Origin of the sequence: Burkholderia sp. Ed8, from assembly GCF_040761425.1 — a bacterium.
Classification (GTDB): domain Bacteria; phylum Pseudomonadota; class Gammaproteobacteria; order Burkholderiales; family Burkholderiaceae; genus Burkholderia; species Burkholderia seminalis.
Genome location: NZ_CP142886.1, coordinates 403252 through 421558, shown reverse-complemented (window position 1 = coordinate 421558; position 18307 = coordinate 403252). Strand labels below are relative to the sequence as shown.

General features: G+C 68.8%; 19 protein-coding genes. 10 read left to right on the top strand and 9 right to left on the bottom strand.

What is annotated here, in order from left to right; all coding sequences use genetic code 11:
* The 3 genes from queG to xerD all read left to right on the top strand — a co-directional run bounded on the left by queG (position 1) and on the right by xerD (position 2718).
* Positions 1-1236, top strand: a complete 1236-nt coding sequence (gene queG / locus VXM69_RS15880; protein ID WP_034190551.1) for a tRNA epoxyqueuosine(34) reductase QueG — start codon at positions 1-3, stop codon at positions 1234-1236.
* A gap of 64 nt (positions 1237-1300) precedes the next feature.
* Complete coding sequence (locus tag VXM69_RS15875) at positions 1301-1768, top strand: methylated-DNA--[protein]-cysteine S-methyltransferase (protein ID WP_034190552.1); 468 nt, start codon at positions 1301-1303, stop codon at positions 1766-1768.
* Positions 1768-2718 carry a site-specific tyrosine recombinase XerD gene (gene xerD, locus VXM69_RS15870; RefSeq protein WP_367189875.1) on the top strand — a complete coding sequence of 317 codons (951 nt, stop codon included), beginning with the start codon at positions 1768-1770 and terminating at the stop codon, positions 2716-2718. Before VXM69_RS15875 ends, xerD begins: the two co-directional genes overlap by 1 nt.
* A gap of 35 nt (positions 2719-2753) precedes the next feature.
* Here the strand turns inward: xerD and VXM69_RS15865 are convergent, their stop codons facing one another.
* Positions 2754-4316 carry a class I adenylate-forming enzyme family protein gene (locus tag VXM69_RS15865; protein ID WP_367189874.1) on the bottom strand — a complete coding sequence of 521 codons (1563 nt, stop codon included), beginning with the start codon at positions 4314-4316 and terminating at the stop codon, positions 2754-2756.
* A gap of 237 nt (positions 4317-4553) precedes the next feature.
* On the opposite strand from VXM69_RS15865, the gene ybaK reads away from it, so the two are divergent.
* Together ybaK and plsY are read left to right on the top strand one after the other, a co-directional pair.
* Positions 4554-5045, top strand: a complete 492-nt coding sequence (gene ybaK / locus VXM69_RS15860) for a Cys-tRNA(Pro) deacylase (RefSeq protein ID WP_034190555.1) — start codon at positions 4554-4556, stop codon at positions 5043-5045.
* A 116-nt stretch (positions 5046-5161) separates the two neighbouring features.
* A complete protein-coding gene (gene plsY / locus VXM69_RS15855) occupies positions 5162-5800 on the top strand; it encodes a glycerol-3-phosphate 1-O-acyltransferase PlsY (protein ID WP_034190556.1) in 639 nt (212 codons plus the stop codon).
* A 79-nt stretch (positions 5801-5879) separates the two neighbouring features.
* On the opposite strand, the gene VXM69_RS15850 is transcribed toward plsY, so the two are convergent.
* The gene (locus VXM69_RS15850; RefSeq protein ID WP_011885818.1) at positions 5880-6365 is read right to left on the bottom strand and encodes a YajQ family cyclic di-GMP-binding protein; all 486 of its coding nucleotides are present in this window, start codon (positions 6363-6365) and stop codon (positions 5880-5882) included.
* Positions 6366-6502: 137 nt separating this feature from the next.
* On the opposite strand from VXM69_RS15850, the gene murB reads away from it, so the two are divergent.
* Complete coding sequence (gene murB, locus VXM69_RS15845; RefSeq protein WP_124670943.1) at positions 6503-7552, top strand: UDP-N-acetylmuramate dehydrogenase; 1050 nt, start codon at positions 6503-6505, stop codon at positions 7550-7552.
* A 93-nt stretch (positions 7553-7645) separates the two neighbouring features.
* Here murB and argF read toward each other — a convergent pair whose 3' ends face one another.
* Complete coding sequence (gene argF / locus VXM69_RS15840) at positions 7646-8575, bottom strand: ornithine carbamoyltransferase (RefSeq protein WP_034190558.1); 930 nt, start codon at positions 8573-8575, stop codon at positions 7646-7648.
* 413 nt (positions 8576-8988) lie between these two features.
* Here argF and VXM69_RS15835 point away from each other — a divergent pair, with 413 nt between their 5' ends.
* A complete protein-coding gene (locus VXM69_RS15835) occupies positions 8989-9309 on the top strand; it encodes a DUF3579 domain-containing protein (protein ID WP_011546046.1) in 321 nt (106 codons plus the stop codon).
* Positions 9310-9461: 152 nt separating this feature from the next.
* Here VXM69_RS15835 and rpsT read toward each other — a convergent pair whose 3' ends face one another.
* Positions 9462-9734, bottom strand: coding sequence for a 30S ribosomal protein S20 (rpsT, locus tag VXM69_RS15830; protein WP_006482211.1), 273 nt, complete (start codon positions 9732-9734; stop codon positions 9462-9464).
* 304 nt (positions 9735-10038) lie between these two features.
* Between rpsT and murJ the strand changes: the two genes are divergently transcribed.
* Together murJ and VXM69_RS15820 are read left to right on the top strand one after the other, a co-directional pair.
* Positions 10039-11589, top strand: a complete 1551-nt coding sequence (gene murJ / locus VXM69_RS15825) for a murein biosynthesis integral membrane protein MurJ (RefSeq protein ID WP_034190559.1) — start codon at positions 10039-10041, stop codon at positions 11587-11589.
* An 8-nt stretch (positions 11590-11597) separates the two neighbouring features.
* Positions 11598-12440 carry a tetratricopeptide repeat protein gene (locus VXM69_RS15820; RefSeq protein ID WP_034190561.1) on the top strand — a complete coding sequence of 281 codons (843 nt, stop codon included), beginning with the start codon at positions 11598-11600 and terminating at the stop codon, positions 12438-12440.
* A gap of 65 nt (positions 12441-12505) precedes the next feature.
* Here VXM69_RS15820 and VXM69_RS15815 read toward each other — a convergent pair whose 3' ends face one another.
* The 5 genes from VXM69_RS15815 to lpxK all read right to left on the bottom strand — a co-directional run bounded on the left by VXM69_RS15815 (position 12506) and on the right by lpxK (position 16417).
* Positions 12506-13264, bottom strand: a complete 759-nt coding sequence (locus VXM69_RS15815) for an SDR family NAD(P)-dependent oxidoreductase (protein WP_034190560.1) — start codon at positions 13262-13264, stop codon at positions 12506-12508.
* A 193-nt stretch (positions 13265-13457) separates the two neighbouring features.
* The gene (gene adk, locus VXM69_RS15810; RefSeq protein WP_034191141.1) at positions 13458-14120 is read right to left on the bottom strand and encodes an adenylate kinase; all 663 of its coding nucleotides are present in this window, start codon (positions 14118-14120) and stop codon (positions 13458-13460) included.
* Between the two features lie 208 nt (positions 14121-14328).
* Positions 14329-15120, bottom strand: a complete 792-nt coding sequence (gene kdsB, locus VXM69_RS15805; protein WP_034191140.1) for a 3-deoxy-manno-octulosonate cytidylyltransferase — start codon at positions 15118-15120, stop codon at positions 14329-14331.
* Positions 15121-15213: 93 nt separating this feature from the next.
* On the bottom strand, positions 15214-15408 hold the full coding sequence (locus VXM69_RS15800; protein ID WP_006482216.1) for a Trm112 family protein: 195 nt from the start codon (positions 15406-15408) through the stop codon (positions 15214-15216).
* The gene (gene lpxK / locus VXM69_RS15795; protein WP_367189873.1) at positions 15389-16417 is read right to left on the bottom strand and encodes a tetraacyldisaccharide 4'-kinase; all 1029 of its coding nucleotides are present in this window, start codon (positions 16415-16417) and stop codon (positions 15389-15391) included. Before lpxK ends, VXM69_RS15800 begins: the two co-directional genes overlap by 20 nt.
* 450 nt (positions 16418-16867) lie before the next feature.
* On the opposite strand from lpxK, the gene xseA reads away from it, so the two are divergent.
* Positions 16868-18250, top strand: a complete 1383-nt coding sequence (gene xseA, locus VXM69_RS15790; RefSeq protein ID WP_059560276.1) for an exodeoxyribonuclease VII large subunit — start codon at positions 16868-16870, stop codon at positions 18248-18250.
* Positions 18251-18307 lie beyond the last annotated feature (57 nt).

Genomic DNA, 18307 nt, shown 5'->3' with positions numbered 1-18307 from the left:
ATGAACCGATTACCGGAACTCGCCGCATCCGACAGGCCTTCGACTCGTGCCGAAGGCGCGGCGCCGTGCGCGCTCGACGATGCGGCGTTGACTGCGCTCGCCGCGCGCATCAGGGCGTGGGGGCGCGAATTGGGTTTCGGGGCGATCGGCATCAGCGATACCGATCTCTCGGATGCCGAAGCAGGCCTCGCCGCCTGGCTGGAAGCCGGATACCACGGCGAAATGGATTATATGGCGAAACATGGGATGAAACGCGCGCGCCCGGCCGAACTTGTGGCCGGTACGCGACGCGTGATTTCCGTGCGGCTCGCCTATTTGCCGGCCGAAACGCTCGCCGGCGATGCGCGCGGCGGCGCGCCCGGCGCGCTCGTGCCGCACGACTGGCGCGCCCGCGAGCGCGCCCGGCTGGATGATCCGCAGGCGGCCGTCGTGTCGATCTATGCACGCGGCCGCGATTATCACAAGGTGCTGCGCAACCGGCTGCAGACGCTCGCGGAGCGCATCGAGCACGAGATCGGCGCGTTCGGCTACCGCGTGTTCACCGATTCGGCGCCGGTGCTCGAGGTCGAACTCGCGCAGAAGGCCGGCGTCGGCTGGCGCGGCAAGCACACGCTGCTGCTGCAGCGCGATGCCGGTTCGCTGTTCTTCCTCGGCGAGATCTACGTCGACCTGCCGCTGCCGACCGACGCGCACACGGCGCCCGACGCCGCGCCCGAGACGCCCGGCGCGCACTGCGGCAGCTGTACGCGCTGCATCGACGCATGCCCGACCGGCGCGATCGTCGAGCCGTATCGCGTCGATGCGCGCCGCTGCATCTCGTACCTGACGATCGAACTGAAAGGCAGCATCCCCGAAGCGCTGCGGCCGATGATCGGCAATCGCGTGTACGGCTGCGACGACTGCCAGCTCGTCTGCCCGTGGAACAAGTTCGCGCAGGCCGCGCCCGTCGCCGATTTCGACGTGCGGCACGGTCTCGACCGCGCGACGCTCGTCGAGCTGTTCGCGTGGGATGCGGACACGTTCGATACGCGGATGCAGGGCAGTGCGATCCGGCGCATCGGTTATGAAAGCTGGCTGCGCAATCTCGCGGTCGGGCTCGGCAATGCGCTGCGCGCAGGCGCGGACCGGCTCGCGCCGCCGGCGCGCGACGCGATCGTCGCCGCGTTGCGCGCGCGGGCCGACGATCCGTCGCCGGTCGTGCGCGAGCATGTCGAATGGGCGCTGCGTGCCGCGTGAAGGCAGCGTAAAGTGTCGTCGGCGCGCGGCAGCGACGCGCGCATTCATCGGCCAGGAGAGGGCAATGTTCAACGCAGTCATCGACGCGCCGTTCGGCAAGGTCGGCATCCGCACGGACGCCGCGGTGGTGCGCGAGATCGTCTATCTGCCCGAATCGGTGAAGTCGGTCGATCCGGACTCGCCGCTCGCGAAGCGTGCGGTCAAGCAGATCGAACGTTATTTCGAGCGTGCGTCGGCGCGCTTCGACCTGCCGCTCGCCGAAGTCGGCAGCGCGTTCCAGCACCGCGTGTGGGACGTGATCAGCGATATCCCGCCCGGCACGGTGCTGACCTACGGCCAGGTCGCGAAGCGGATCGGCAGTGCGCCGCGCGCGGTCGGCCAGGCGTGCGGCGCGAACTACTTCCCGCTCGTGATCCCGTGCCATCGCGTCGTCGCGGCGGGCGGCCTCGGCGGCTTCGCGAACCACGACGACAACGGTTATTACCAGAAAGTGAAGCGCTGGCTGCTGGCGCACGAAGGCGTGCCGTACTGATGAGCGAACCCCTGATGACTTCCGACGCCGACGGCGAGGTCGCCGCGGCCTCGCCCGCGCTGCTCGCGAGCCGCGCGTCGATCGACGTGTTCTGCGATGCGCTGTGGCTCGAGCACGGGCTGGCGCGCAATACGCTCGACGCCTACCGGTGCGATCTGGTGCTGTTTTCACAATGGCTGGCCGAGACGCACGACGCGCCGCTCGACAAGGCCGACGAGGCGATGGTGACGGGCTACATCGCCGCGCGCAGCGACGGCAAGGCGACGTCGTCGAACCGGCGGCTGTCGGTGTTCCGTCGCTATTACGGGTGGGCCGTGCGCGAGCATCGCGCGAGCGCCGACCCGACGCTGCGGATCACGTCCGCGAAACAGGCGGCGCGGTTTCCGTCGACGTTGTCCGAGGCGCAGGTCGAGGCGCTGCTCGGCGCCCCCGACACCGGCACGCCGCTCGGCCTGCGCGATCGCACGATGCTGGAACTGATGTACGCGAGCGGGCTGCGCGTGAGCGAGCTCGTGACGCTGAAGACGGTCGAGGTCGGCCTGAACGAAGGCGTCGTGCGCGTGATGGGCAAGGGTTCGAAGGAGCGGCTCGTGCCGTTCGGCGAAGTGGCGCACGGCTGGATCGAGCGTTACCTGCGCGACGCGCGGCCGGCGCTGCTCGGCGCGCGCGCGGCCGATGCGCTGTTCGTGACCGCGCGCGGCGACGGGATGACGCGCCAGCAGTTCTGGAACATCATCAAGCGTCACGCGCGGCAGGCCGACGTGCGCGCGCACCTGTCGCCGCACACGCTGCGGCACGCGTTCGCGACGCACCTGCTGAACCACGGCGCCGACCTGCGCGTCGTGCAGATGCTGCTCGGCCACAGCGACATCTCGACCACGCAGATCTACACGCACGTCGCGCGAGAGCGGCTGAAGACGCTGCACGCGCAGCACCACCCGCGCGGCTAGCGCGCGGTGCGTGCCGCCAGGCGCGCCGGCCGGCGTCAGGCCAGGTCGCGCAGCTTGTGTTTCAGCACCTTGCCGGTCGACGCGGCCGGCAGCGCGTCGAGCACGCGGATGCGGGCCGGGCGCTTGTAAGGCGTGAGCCGCTCCGCGCACCACGCGTGCAGCACCGCTTCGTCCGCACTCGCGCCCGGCACCAGCTCGACGAACGCCAGCACTTCCTCGTTGCCTTCGACCGCGCGGCCGATCACGGCCGCCTGCACGACGTCCGGATGGGCGTTCAGCACCTGCTCGACCTCGACCGGATACACGTTGAAACCCGACCGGATGATCAGCTCCTTGCTGCGGCCCGCGATCGTCACCGCGCCGTCGGCCCCCTGCCGCGCGAGATCGCCGGTGCTCAGCCAGCCGTCCGGCGACACGGCCGCCCGCGTCGCGTCCGCGTTGCGGTAGTAGCCGAGCATCACGTTCGGCCCGCGCACGCGAATCTCGCCGACGTCGCCCGGCGGCACGTCGGTGCCGTCCGGCGCGACGATCCGCAGCTCGACGCCCGGAATCGGCACGCCGACCGAACCGTCGGCGCGCGGCGCGTCGAGCGGCGTCTGCGTGATCGTCGGGCTGCTTTCGGTCATCCCGTAGCCGTTGTGGAGCGGCACGCCGTACTGGCGCTCGACGCGCGCCTTCAGGTTCGCGTCGAGCGGCGAGCCGCCCGAATACGCGAAGCGCAGGCGCGGCGCGTGCCACGCGTGGCCGTGCGTGTGCAGGTGTTCGAGAAGCTTCGCGTGCATCGCGGGCACGCCCTGGAAGATCGTGACGCCTTCGTCGGCGAGCGCGACGCGCACGGCTTCCGGCGAGAAGCGCGGCGCGAGCCGCAGCGTCGCGCCGGCGTAAAGGCTGCCGAGGCAGACCGACGCGAGCCCGTACACGTGCGATACGGGCAGCACCGTGTAGACGACGTCGTCGGGCGACACGCGGCGCAGCGCGCTCGATGTAGCCGCGATGAACAGCAGGTTGCGGTGCGACAGCATCACGCCCTTCGGCGTGCCAGTCGTGCCGGTCGTATAGATCAGCGCCGCGCATTGCGCGGCGCTGTCGGCGGCGACCGGTTCGGCGGGCGCGCCTGCGTCGACGCGATACGACCACGCGCCGATGTCGACCGGCAGCGCGCCGGCGGGCGTCGCGCCGAGCCGCGCGGCATGCGCGCGCGCGTCGGGCGATGCGTCGGTCGTGAACGCGACCAGCTTCGGGCGCGCATGCGCGGCGATCGCGTCGAGTTCGCCGGCCGACAGCCGCGCGTTCGACACGAGCGCCCATGCGTCGAGGCGGGCGACCGCGAACAGCAGCACGATCTGCGCGACGCAGTTTTCCGCGACGATCATCACGCGGTCGCCGCCTTGCACGCCGAGGCTCGCGAGTCGCGCGGCCGCCGCATCGACGGCCTGCGCCAGCTCGCCGTACGACAGTCGGCGCGCATCCTCGATCAGCGCCGGGTGCGCGGGCGCCTGCGCGGCCCAGCGCGCGGGCACGTCGGCGATGCGGCGCGGCAGCGCGGCGAGCAGGGCGTCGACGTCGAGCGACTCGGATGAACGGATGGGCGAGGGCATGGCGTCTCCAGAAAAGGGGCCGGGCGGCGGCTTGACGATGTTTGCGAACGATCGTGCCATGACGGCGCGCGCGCCACAATCGGCCAATCGGGCAATAGCCCTTCGCGATGTCTGCAATGATGACGGGCGCAATGGCGGCGGCGCAGGCGGCCGCCCGGCGGAAAACGGGCGGCGAGTATACCGTCGGCCGCGCACATCGCCGCCCGCCTGCTGGTCGTTCGCCATTAAAATGCCGCCATGAGCAAATCCAGACACGTGTCCGAAACCCCGGCGACCCAGCTGTTGCGCCGTCATGGCGTCGCGTTCGGCGAGCATCCGTACGACTACGTCGAGCATGGCGGCACCGGCGAATCGGCGCGCCAGCTCGGCGCGGACGAGCACTGCGTCGTGAAGACGCTCGTGATGGAAGACGAGCACGCGAAGCCGCTGATCGTGCTGATGCACGGCGACCGCACCGTGTCGACGAAGAACCTCGCGCGGCAGATCGGCGCGAAGCGCGTCGAGCCGTGCAAGCCGGAGGTCGCGAACCGCCATTCGGGTTATCTCGTCGGCGGTACGTCGCCGTTCGGCACGCGCAAGACGATGCCCGTCTACGTCGAGGCGTCGATCCTCGAGTTGCCGACGATCTACCTGAACGGCGGCCGCCGCGGCTACCTCGTCAGCCTTGCGCCGGCGGTGCTCGTGTCGCTGCTCGGCGCACGGCCCGTGCAGTGCGCGAGCGTCGACTGAGGGTTTCACCTTCGTGGCACCCCGCGCCCGTTCGGTAGAATGGGCGCCGTTTCGGCTCGCCGGCTTGCCGCGCACGGCCGTCCCTTTACCGATACGTTGAAAGAAGAGTCCTCCGCATGCAGATCCTGCTCGCCGCCCTCGTTGCCTACCTGATCGGTTCGGTGTCGTTCGCCGTCGTCGTCAGCGCCGCGATGGGCCTGGCCGACCCGCGCTCGTACGGGTCGAAGAATCCCGGCGCGACCAACGTGCTGCGCAGCGGCAACAAGAAGGCCGCGATCCTGACGCTCGTCGGCGACGCGTTCAAGGGCTGGATTGCCGTCTGGCTCGCGCGGCGCCTGGGCCTGCCCGATGTCGCGATCGCATGGGTCGCGATCGCCGTGTTCCTCGGCCATCTGTATCCGGTGTTCTTCCGCTTCCAGGGCGGCAAGGGCGTCGCGACCGCGGCGGGCGTGCTGCTCGCCGTGCACCCGGTGCTCGGGCTCGCGACCGCGCTGACCTGGCTGATCGTCGCGTTCTTCTTCCGCTATTCGTCGCTCGCGGCGCTGGTGGCGGCCGTGTTCGCGCCGGTGTTCGACGTGTTCCTGTTCGGCACGGGTCACAACCCGGTCGCATGGGCCGTGCTCGCGATGAGCGTGCTGCTTGTGTGGCGTCACCGCGGCAACATTGCGAAGCTGCTCGCGGGGCAGGAGAGCCGGATCGGCGACAAGAAGAAGGCGGCCGCGGACGGCGGCGCGCAGGACGGCGGGCAAGCCTGAGAAAGCGCGGCGGCTGCCGCGGGCCGGGCGCGCCGCGTGTGCGGGGCCCGGCAGGATGACGTGACGGATCGGCCGGCGATCAGTCGCGGAAGTTGTTGAAGTCGAGCGGCGTGTCGGTCACGTCCTTGCGCAGCATCGCGATCACGCTCTGCAGGTCGTCGCGCTTCGTGCCGGCCACGCGCACCGCGTCGCCCTGGATGCTTGCCTGCACCTTGATCTTGCTGTCCTTCACGAGGCGCACGATCTTCTTCGCGAGATCGCCGGTCACACCTTTCTTCACGGTGACGATCTGCTTGACCTTGTCGCCGCCGATCTTCTCGACCTTGCCGTAGTCGAGGAAGCGCACGTCGACGTTGCGCTTGGCCAGCTTGCCGATCAGCACGTCCTTGACCTGGCCGAGCTTGAAATCGTCGTCGGCGAACAGCGTGAGCTCGCGTTCCTTCTGCTCGACGCGCGCGTCGGAGCCCTTGAAGTCGAAGCGCGTCGAAATTTCCTTGTTCGACTGCTCGATGGCGTTCTTCACTTCGATCATGTTCGCTTCGGAAACGACGTCGAACGATGGCATGGCATTCTCCCTTGAGGTGCGGGCACCCGGCTGGCGCGCGGGCACTCGCTATAATTGCGGACTGTTTGCCATTTTACCGATGCCCCTCCGTTTGCCCAAGGCCGGCCGTCTGCCGGCCCGGGGCGACGTGACCGCGAATGCCGATGCCTCCTGACGATTCCGCCCTGTCGCTGCTCCCCGACCATCCGCTCGCTGCCCACAACACGTTCGGCATCGCCGCGAACGCGCGCTTCGCCGCACGCATCACGCATGCGGCGCAGTTCGAGGCGCTGCACCGCGACGCGCGCGTCGCGCACCTGCCGCGGCTCGTGCTCGGCGGCGGTAGCAACGTCGTGTTCACGCGCGATTTCGACGGCATCGTGCTGCTCGACGAGATCGCCGGCCGCCGTGTCGTGCGCGAGGACGACGACGCGTGGTACGTCGAGGCCGGCGGCGGCGAGAGCTGGCACGGGTTCGTCGCGTGGACGCTCGAGCACGGGATGCCGGGTCTCGAGAACCTCGCGCTGATTCCCGGCACCGTCGGCGCCGCGCCGATCCAGAACATCGGCGCGTACGGCCTCGAAATGAAAGCGTATTTCGACTCGCTGGTCGCGGTCGAGCTGGCGACGGGGCGCCGCGAGCGCTTCGACGCCGCGCGCTGCGCGTTCGGCTACCGCGACAGCTTCTTCAAGCGGGACGGGCGCGGCCGGTTCGCGATCGTGTCCGTGACGTTCCGGCTGCCGAAGCAATGGGCGCCGCGGCTCGGCTACGCGGACGTCACGCGCGAGCTCGACGCACGCGGCATCGCGCCCGATGCGGCGACGCCGCGCGACGTGTTCGACGCGGTCGTCGCGATCCGCCGCGCGAAGCTGCCCGATCCGCTCGTGCTCGGCAATGCGGGCAGTTTCTTCAAGAATCCGGTGATCGGCGCCGCGCAGTTCGAGGCGCTGCGCGCCCGCGCACCCGAGGTCGTGTCGTATCCGCAGCCGGACGGGCACGTGAAGCTCGCGGCCGGCTGGCTGATCGACCGCTGCGGCTGGAAGGGCCGCGCGCTCGGTGCGGCGGCCGTGCACGACCGCCAGGCGCTCGTGCTCGTCAATCGCGGCGGTGCGACGGGCGCGGACGTGCTCGCGCTGGCGCAGGCGATCCAGGCCGACGTGCGTGCGCAATTCGGTGTCGAGCTGGAGGCCGAGCCGGTCTGCCTGTAACGCGGGCTTCGCGCCGTTTCCCGCACGCCCAAACAAAAAGCGCCGATCGACGATCGGCGCTTTTTCATGCGGGTGCGTTCCGGCGGATCGGTATCAGTGCTTGAGGCGGCCGAGCAGCAGGAACTCCATCAGCGCCTTCTGCACGTGCAGCCGGTTTTCCGCCTCGTCCCACACGACGCTCTGCGGGCCGTCGATCACGCCGGCCGTCACTTCCTCGCCGCGGTGCGCGGGCAGGCAGTGCATGAAGAGGGCGTCCGGGTTCGCATGGCCCATCATTTCCTCGTCGACGCACCAGTCGGCGAACGCCTGCTTGCGGGCCTCGTTCTCGGCCTCGAAGCCCATGCTCGTCCACACGTCGGTGGTGACGAGGTCGGCGCCCTTGCACGCTTCGTTCGGATCGTCGAACACCTCGTAGAACGGCGCGCTGTCGGGCGACACGAGCTTCATGTCGAGCGCATAGCCGGGCGGCGTGGACAGGCGCAGCTTGAAGCCGAGGATCTGCGCGGCCTCGATCCACGTGTAGAGCATGTTGTTCGCGTCGCCGACCCACGCGACGGTCTTGCCGGCGATCGGACCACGGTGCTCGTAGTACGTGAAGATGTCGGCGAGCACCTGGCACGGGTGGTACTCGTTCGTCAGGCCGTTGATCACCGGCACGCGGGAGTTGTCCGCGAAGCGCTTGATGACCTCCTGCTCGAACGTGCGGATCATGATGATGTCGACCATCCGCGAGATGACCTGCGCGGAATCCTCGACCGGTTCGCCGCGGCCGAGCTGCGTGTCGCGCGTGCTCATGAAGACGGCGTGGCCGCCGAGCTGGAAGATCCCGGCCTCGAACGACAGGCGCGTGCGCGTCGAGCTCTTCTCGAAGATCATCGCGAGCGTGCGGTCGTGCAGCGGGTGGTAGGTCTCGTAGTTCTTGAACTTGCGCTTCAGGATACCCGTGCGCTCGAGCACGTACTCGTAATCTTCCAGCGAGAAATCCTTGAACTGCAGGTAGTGACGAATGGTTTTGGCGGTCATGAAGCGAAATACGGCGGGTTTCACCCGGCAGCGAGGCCGGACGGCGCCGCCGTCGGGTGTGGATAACTCAAAGCAGCATAAAGGATTTTCTGTGCTTTGACGAGCCGCGGAGCGAAGCGGGGCACGATCGAGGCGGGCGGCGGACAGCGCGGGAAGGGGGCGGTCGGGACGACGCGCGATGGCGCGCTGCGGTATAATCCGAAAGTTTTCTCCAGCCCGGCAGGCAAGGCTTTTCGCGCTCTGCCGGACACAAGCCGTGCGCTGCACAAATCCGGTGCAGTCCGCCGGCGGCGCGCACCGGCGTCCCGTTTTCGGGATATCGGAACGCTTGTGCCGCCGTCCGTTCCAGCTTTGTGTTCGCGTATCCAGGCGCTGTTGCCTGGACATCGCCGGGCCGTCACTTGGGTAACCACATGGCTGAAACCCCTCCGACCGAATTCTTCATCCAGGGCATCACGAAAGACGGGAAAAAGTTTCGCCCGAGCGACTGGTCGGAACGTCTGGCCGGTGTGATGGCCTGCTTCGGGCCGGGGGCGAGTGGGCCGAATGCGCGTCTCAAGTATTCGCTGTACGTGCGCCCGACGATGCTCGGCGACCTGAAGTGCGTGATCCTCGATTCGCGGTTGCGCGACATCGAACCGATGGCTTTCGATTTCGTGCTGAATTTCGCGAAGGACAACAACCTCGTCGTCACCGAGGCGTGCGAGCTGCCGGACTACAACACGAAGAAGTGATGCCGGCGGGCGAGGGCGCAGGCTGCGCCCGCCGCGGCAAGACCCGCCGCCCGGCGTGATGCGCGGGCGACAGGCAACAAAAAAGCCCGCCTAGGCGGGCTTTTTTGCGATCGCAGGAAACAGGAACGCCCGCGCGAGCGGGCGCACCGGATTTACGCTGCTGCCTGCAGACCCTTGACGGCTGCGGCGAGGCGGCTCTTGCTGCGAGCGGCCTTGTTCTTGTGAACGATCTTCTTGTCGGCGATCGTGTCGATCGTCTTCACGGCAGCCTTGAACAGCTCGGCAGCCTTTGCTTGGTCGCCGGCTTCAACAGCCTTGCGAACCGACTTGATCGCGGTACGGAATTTCGAGCGCAGCGCCGAGTTGTGCGAGTTTGCCTTCGCGGCCTGGCGGGCGCGCTTGCGTGCTTGTGCGGAGTTAGCCATGACGGTTCCTTATCCTGTCCTGTTTCCAGAGCTTGGAGCCTGACGGCCAAGCGCTGCTTTTCGATCCGTCCCCTGAGAACGATTGCCCAGGGGCGCATAAAAAAACGGTGATTTTAACCGAGGCAGGGACATGAAAACGGCAGTTGCCGCGCATGTACGAGCCCAGAAACCGGCGATTATAGCAACAAAATCAAGCGAGTGGCAAGTTCGAAGTGATACCCGCGGGACGAGGCGCCGGCTGCCGCTGCGCTTTTCGGCGTCGGCCGCTGGCCGGGTCGCGCAACGTCCGTATAATAAGCGCCCCATGAATCTATTCCGAGCCCTGCTGACGGTCAGCGGCTTCACGCTGCTGTCGCGCGTGACCGGACTGGCCCGCGAGACGCTGATCGCCCGTGCGTTCGGCGCCAGTCAATACACCGACGCGTTCTACGTCGCCTTCCGCATTCCGAACCTGCTGCGCCGCCTGTCCGCCGAAGGCGCGTTCTCGCAGGCGTTCGTGCCGATCCTCGCCGAGTTCAAGAACCAGCAGGGGCACGATGCGACGAAGGCGCTCGTCGACGCGATGTCCACCGTGCTCGCGTGGGCGCTTGCCGTGCTGTCGGTCGTCGGGATCGCCGGCGCGTCGTGGGTCGTGTTCGCGGTCGCGTCCGGCCTGCACACCGACGGCCAGGCGTTTCCGCTCGCGGTCACGATGACGCAGATCATGTTCCCGTACATCGTGTTCATCTCGCTGACGACGCTCGCGTCCGGCGTGCTCAACACGTACAAGAGCTTCTCGCTGCCCGCGTTCGCGCCGGTGCTGCTCAACGTCGCGTTCATTGCCGCGGCCGTGTTCGTCGCGCCGCACCTGAAGGTGCCGGTCTACGCGCTCGCGTGGGCCGTCATCGTCGGCGGCGTGCTGCAGTTCCTCGTGCAGCTGCCGGGGCTGAAGAAGATCGACATGGTGCCGCTGATCGGCCTGAACCCGCTGCGCGCGCTGCGTCACCCGGGCGTGAAGCGCGTGCTCGCGAAAATGGTGCCCGCGACGTTCGCGGTGTCGGTCGCGCAACTGTCGCTGATCATCAACACCAATATCGCGTCGCGGCTCGGGCAGGGCGCCGTGTCGTGGATCAACTACGCCGACCGCCTGATGGAATTCCCGACGGCGCTGCTGGGTGTCGCGCTCGGCACGATCCTGCTGCCGAGCCTGTCGAAGGCGCACGTCGATGCCGATTCGCACGAATATTCCGCGCTGCTCGACTGGGGGCTGCGCGTCACGTTCCTGCTCGCGGCGCCGAGCGCACTCGCGCTGTTCTTCTTCGCGACGCCGCTCACCGCGACGCTGTTCAACTACGGCAAGTTCGACGCGCATACCGTCACGATGGTCTCGCGCGCGCTCGCGACCTACGGGATCGGCCTTGTCGGCATCATCCTGATCAAGATCCTCGCGCCGGGCTTCTATGCGAAGCAGGACATCAAGACGCCCGTGAAGATCGCGATCGGCGTGCTGATCGTCACGCAGCTCTCGAACTACGTGTTCGTGCCGCTGATCGGCCACGCGGGCCTCACGCTGAGCATCGGCGTCGGCGCGTGCCTGAACTCGCTGCTGCTGTTCTTCGGGCTGCGCAAGCGCGGCATCTACCAGCCTTCGCCGGGCTGGCTGCGCTTCTTCATGCAGCTCGTCGGCGCGGCGCTCGTGCTCGCGGGCCTGATGCACTGGTGCGCGATCAGCTTCGACTGGACCGGGATGCGCACGCAGCCGCTCGAGCGCATTGCGCTGATGGCGGCGTGCCTCGTGCTGTTCGCTGCACTATATTTCGGTATGTTGTGGGTGATGGGCTTCAAATACGCTTACTTCAGAAGGCGCGCAAAGTGACGACCGCAATGACCCGCGTCCTCGACTACTTCAGCACGCTCGTGGCGGACGACGACAGTCTGCCCGTCACGGAAACCGCGCTGTCGCTGGCGCAGGACGCGTATCCCGACCTCGACCTGCAGGGCACGCTGGCCGAACTCGACATGCTGGCGGCGCGATTGCGCCGGCGGCTCGCCGACGATGCGGACCTGAAGGGCCGCGTCGCCGCGCTGAACGATTTCTTCTTCCGCGAACTCGGCTTCGCCTGCAATCACAACGATTACTACGACCCCGATAACAGCCACCTGAACGCCGTGCTGAAGCGGCGGCGCGGGATTCCGATCTCGCTGTCGGTGCTGTATCTGGAGCTTGCCGAGCAGATCGGCGTGCCGGCGCGCGGCGTGTCGTTCCCCGGCCATTTCCTGCTGCGCGTCACGCTGCCGGACGGCGACCTGATCATCGATCCGACCAACGGCCATTCGCTGTCCGAGGCCGAGATGGTCGAGATGCTCGAGCCGTACGTCGCGCGCGCGGCCGGCGCGGTCGACAGCGCGTTGCGCGCGCTGCTGCAACCGGCGACGAGCCGCGAGATCATCGCGCGGATGCTGCGCAACCTGAAGACGATCTATCTGCAGACGGAACGCTGGCAGCGGCTGCTCGCGGTACAGCAGCGGCTCGTGATCCTGTTGCCCGAGCAGCTCGACGAGGTGCGCGACCGCGGCTTCGCGTATGCGCGGCTCGACTACCTGCGCCCCGCGCTCGAGGATCTCGAGCAGTATCTGGGCGAGCGGCCGGAGGCGGACGACGCGACCGTCGTCGAATCGCAGGTCACCGAATTGCGGCAGCGGATGCAACGCGACGGCGAGGACTGAGCCGCCGTCGCACCGTTGCAGGAACGAGCAAGAACGCCCGCATCGCGGGCGTTTTTCTTGTGCGCTTACTTCGGCTGCATCCGGATCGCGCCGTCGAGGCGGATCACTTCGCCGTTGAGCATCGGATTCTCGACGATCTGGCGGACCAGCATCGCGTATTCGGCCGGTTTGCCGAGCCGCGGCGGGAACGGCACCATTGCGCCGAGCGCGTCCTGCACGTCCTGCGGCATGCCGAGCAGCATCGGCGTCTCGAACAGGCCGGGCGCGATCGTCATCACGCGAATGCCGCTGCGCGACAGGTCGCGCGCGATCGGCAGCGTCATGCCGGCGACACCGGCCTTGGATGCCGCGTACGCGGCCTGGCCGATTTGTCCGTCGAAGGCGGCGACCGACGCGGTGCTGACGATCACGCCGCGCTCGCCTTCCGCGGTCGGAGCGGTCGTGGCCATCGCGGCGGCCGCGAGCCGGATCATGTTGAACGTGCCGACGAGGTTCACGTTGATCGTCTTCGCGAACACGTCGAGCGGGTGAGCGCCGTCCTTGCCGACGGTTTTCGCGGCCGGCGCGATGCCTGCGCAGTTCACGAGGCCGCGCAGCGTGCCCGCGCGTGTCGCCGCGTCGACGGCGGCCTGTGCGTCGGCCTCGCTCGACACGTCGCAGCGTACGAATATGCCGCCCAGTTCGGTCGCGAGCGCGGTGCCGGCCGCTTCGTTCAGGTCGGCGAGCACGACCGTGCCGCCGGCCTGCGCGAGCATTCGCGCGGTGCCGGCGCCGAGGCCCGATGCACCGCCCGTGATCAGAAACACGTTGCCGCGAATTTCCATGACTGTCTCCGTGTCGACCGCCCTTGGCGCTTTAGCGCCTAGGGAGGTCCCATGCAAAGCGGTTGTTCCGTCCGATGCCGATTGTACGGGGCGTCATCTGACGGAGGCGATACCAGCATGGTCGCCCGAATCGCGGCCGGACGAAAAAAAACCGCCCGAAAAGGGCGGCTTTCGCGGATGCGCGACGCGTGGCTTACTTCAGCGCGTCAAACGCGCGCTCGCGGATTTCCTCGACGGCGCCAAGACCCGAGATCTTGCGATACTGCGGTGCCTTCAGGCCGTTTTCCTCGCCGCGCCGTGCCCAATCGCCGTAATACGTGATCAGCGGCTTGGTCTGCGCTTCGTACACTTCGAGACGCTTCTTGACGGTTTCTTCCTTGTCGTCGTCGCGCTGGATCAGCGGTTCGCCCGTCACGTCGTCGTGGCCCTCGACCTTCGGCGGGTTGAACTTGACGTGGTACGTGCGGCCCGACGCCGGGTGCGTGCGGCGGCCGCTCATGCGCTCAATGATTTCCGAGAACGGGACGTCGATCTCGAGCACGTAGTCGATCGCGACGCCGGCTTCCTTCATCGCGTCAGCCTGCGCGATCGTGCGCGGGAAACCGTCGAACAGATAGCCGTTCGCGCAGTCGGATTCCTTCAGGCGCTCCTTGACGAGGCCGATGATCAGCGCGTCCGGCACGAGCTTGCCGGCGTCCATGTAGCCCTTCGCTTCGACGCCGAGCGGCGTGCCGGCCTTCACGGCCGCGCGCAGCATGTCGCCCGTCGAGATTTGCGGGATGCCGAACTTTTCCTTGATGAAGTTTGCCTGGGTGCCCTTTCCCGCGCCGGGCGCGCCCAACAGGATCAAACGCATGGTGATATCTCCAAGTATGTAGATTCGTGTGGCGAGCCTCAAAGGTGCCGGCGACGGCGGGCGCGGGGCTTGCCTGGCGCGCGGCGGGCCGGTCTGATGCGGCGCGTCGACTTGGGCGACGCGCGGCTGCCAGCAAGGCCGCGGGCGGGGTCAAGCGAGAACGCGCTGGTCGCGGACGGCTCGCACAATCGCCTGATTATGCCACGGGTTATTTTGAACCCGGCCGAAAAAGGGCCTGCACGCGCGCGAGATCGGCCGGCGTATCGATCCCGGCTTCGGGCGCGGACTCGGTGATCCGCACCGCGATGCGCTCGCCGTGCCACAGCGCGCGCAGCTGTTCGAGCTGCTCGGCCTGTTCGATCGGCGCCTGCGCGAGCGACGGATAAGTGCGCAGGAAACGTGCGCGATAGGCATAGAGGCCGATGTGCCGATAGACCGGGAAAGCCGGCGCAGGCATGGCCGCGACGTCCGGCCAGTGCGGCTGGTACGCGTCGCGGCTCCACGGAATCGGCGCGCGCGAGAAGTACAGCGCGACGCTTTGCGCGTCGAGCGCGACCTTCACGACGTTCGGGTTGAACACGTCGGCCGCGTCGTGGATCGGGTGGGCGGCGGTCGCGATCGCGCAGGCCGGATGCGCGGCCAGGTGCGACGCTACGTCGCGCACCAGCACGGGGTCGATCAGCGGCTCGTCGCCCTGCACGTTGACGACGACTGTGTCGTCGCTCCACCCGAAGGCCGCCGCGACTTCCGCGAGCCGGTCGGTGCCGGACGGATGGTCGGCACGCGTGAGCACCGCTTCGAAGCCGTGGTCGCGCGCCGCGTCGAGCACGCTCTGCGCGTCGGAGGCGACGAGCACCTGCCGTGCGCCCGCCTCGCGCGCGCGCTCGGCGACACGCACGACCATCGGCTTGCCGCCGAGATCGGCGAGCGGCTTGTTCGGCAGGCGCGTCGACGCGAGCCGGGCGGGAATGACGGCGATGAAGGGTTGCGGGTGAGTCATCGGGGTGAGCGGTGAGAAGAACGGGGCAGGCGGCGCGTCCGGAACCGGGCGGCCGGCAGGGTTTGGCGCCCCGGCCGGGGCGCCGCGGGCGGCTTAGCGGCCGGCCGGATCGACCGGCGTGCCTTCGACGGTCTGGCGCGCTTCGTCGACGAGCATCACGGGGATGCCGTCGCGGATCGGGTAGGCGAGCTTGTCCGCATTGCAGATCAGCTCCTGCGCGGCGCGGTCGTAGTGGAGCGGGCCTTTGCAGATAGGGCACACAATGATTTCAAGCAGGCGAGCGTCCACGGAGTTTCTCCACAACGAGGGCAATGAGGCGAGGGTCGAGCGCGGCTTCGACGGGGACGACCCACAGTCGGGCATCGCGCCAGGAAGCGCCCAATTTTACTGCATCCTTCTCGGTGATCAGGATTGCATCGACCGCGTCGTCGATGAACGGATTGTCGGCGAACGCGTAGTGGTCGGGCAGCGCGCGCGTCGCCGGCGCGAGCCCGGCCGCGCGCAGCGTCGCGAAAAAGCGTTCCGGCGCGCCGATGCCGGCCGCGGCGAGCACGCGCTCGTTGGCGAACTGCGACAGCGGACGGCGCAGCGCTGGCTGGTCGAGGTGCCAGGCGGCGCCCGGCGTCAGCGCGAGCGCGTAGGTGTCGGGCCACGGCGGCAGCGTGCCGCTGTACGGGTCGTTGACGAGCGTCGCGTCGCGGTGCCGCGACAGCGGCTCGCGCAGCGGCCCGGCCGGCAGCAGGAAGCCGTTGCCGCCGAGCCGGTGGTCGAACACGACGAGCTCGACCGTGCGCGCGAGGCGGTAGTGCTGCAGGCCGTCGTCGCTGACGATCACGTCGACGTCCGGGTGCGCGGCGCGCAGCGCCCGCGCGGCCGCGACGCGGTCGGGGCACACCCATACGGGCGCACCGGTGCGGCGGGCGATCAGCAGCGGTTCGTCGCCGGCCGCGCTCGCGCGCGACGCCGGCGTGACGGCGGTCGGCGCCGTCACGTTCGCGCCGTAGCCGCGCGACACGACGCCGGGCGTGAAGCCGGCCGCGCGCAACGCGTCGACGAGTGCGATCACGGTCGGTGTCTTGCCGGTGCCGCCGACGGTCACGTTGCCGACCACGACCACGGGCACGCCGACGTCGACCGGCTTTTTCCAGCCCTGCGTGTAAGCGGTGCGTCGCAGCGCCGCGCACAGGCCGAACACGCAGGCGAACGGCGTGAGCGCCCAGGCGAGCGCGCGGCGCCGTTGCCATTCGCGTGTCAGGTGCGCTTCGAGCCGCGCGAGCGGGCCGCCGGGCGCGCTCATCGGGCCGGGCGCGGCGCATCGTGCGCCGCGGCGTGGGACGGATTCGTCAAGGCGGATTCTCCGTTGGGCGGCGCGTGCCGCGGGGTCTGCGGAAGGCGGCACTCTAGCGCGCCGCGGGCGGCCGCGGCAAGCGCGGCCGGCCGACGCGGCTCGCGGGGCCGGATCGGGACGGGCTGTGGATAACTCTGTGAAAAACTCCCCGCCCGAGCACCTCAAACGCCCGCCGGGCGGGCATCGAATCGGATGAGAATCATTTCGAAAGATTTAAAAATATATAAAAATCAATGCGTTATCGTCAATCGTCTGGGTTTTCCAGCGGTTTTAATGCGTTTTACGCGGAAGATTGCCAGAGTGTGGACACCTTCCGCGTGCCGCGGCGAATGCGGCCGGCGCTGGACGCCGCGCGCGTGTCGGACTATCGTGTCGCCGCCAGCATTCATCCGACCGCCCATGCTTTCCGACACCCCTTTTTCCGCACCCGGCGCGACGCGCGGCGGCGACGACGTGATTCCCGTTTCGGCGCTCAATCGCGCGATTTCGACGATGCTCGAGCGTTCGTTTCCGCTGTTGTGGATTTCGGGCGAAGTGTCGAATTTCACGCGCGCCGCGAGCGGCCACTGGTATTTCTCGATCAAGGACCAGCAGGCGCAGATGCGCTGCGTGATGTTCCGCGGCCGGGCGCAGTATGCGGAATTCACGCCGCGCGAAGGCGACCGGATCGAGGTGCGCGCGGTCGTCACGATGTACGAGCCGCGCGGCGAAGTGCAGCTCAATGTCGAGGCCGTGCGGCGCACCGGGCAGGGGCGCCTGTACGAGGCGTTCCTGCGGCTGAAGGCGCAGCTCGAAGGCGAGGGCCTGTTCGCGCCCGAGCGCAAGCGGCCGCTGCCGGCGCATCCGCGTGCGATCGGCATCGTCACGTCGCTGCAGGCCGCCGCGCTGCGCGACGTGCTGACCACGCTCGCCCGCCGCGCGCCGCACATTCCGGTGATCGTCTATCCGGCGCCCGTGCAGGGCGCCGGGTCCGCCGAGAAGCTCGTCGCGGCCGTCGAGGCCGCGAATGCGCGCCGGGAGGTCGACGTGCTGCTGGTCTGCCGCGGCGGCGGCTCGATCGAGGATCTGTGGTCGTTCAACGACGAAGCGCTGGCGCGCGCGATCGCGGCGAGCGAATTGCCGGTCGTGAGCGGCGTCGGGCACGAAACCGATTTCACGATCGCGGATTTCGCGGCCGACGTGCGCGCGCCGACGCCCACCGGCGCGGCCGAGCTCGCGAGCCCGCAGCGCGCGCTGCTGCTGCGCGAGGTCGACGACCGCCGGCGTGCGCTCGCGCGCGGCATGGCGCGCCGGCTCGAGCAGCGCGCGCAGCAGCTCGACTGGCTCTCGCGCCGGCTCGTGAGCCCGGCCGAGCGGCTGCAGCGGCAGCGTACGCACGTCGAGCAACTCGCGGTGCGGCTCGCGTCGGCGGCGTCGCGGCCGGTGCGCGATGCGCGTGCGCGTTTCGCGCTCGTGCAGCTGCGCTGGCAGCGCGCGCGGCCCGATCCGTCGCAGGCGCGCCAGGCGCTCGCGGGGCTGTCGCAACGGCTCGCGGTTGCGTGGCAGCGCCGTCACGAACGCGACACGGCGCGCGTGTCGGCCTGTGCGGCGCGGCTCGAGGTGCTGAGCCCGCAGCGCACGCTCGAGCGCGGCTATGCGGCGCTGATCGATGCGCAGACGGGCCGCGCGGTGCGCGCGCCGAACGCGCTGAAGCCGCAGCGGCGCCTGACCGTGCATCTCGCCGAAGGCTCGGCCGACGTGTCGCTCGCCGACGTGCAGCCGCGGCTGACCGATACGATCTGACGTAATCGCCGTAAGGCGGGCGAAGGCCGCCGCAACGGACGCATCGTGCGCGGGAAC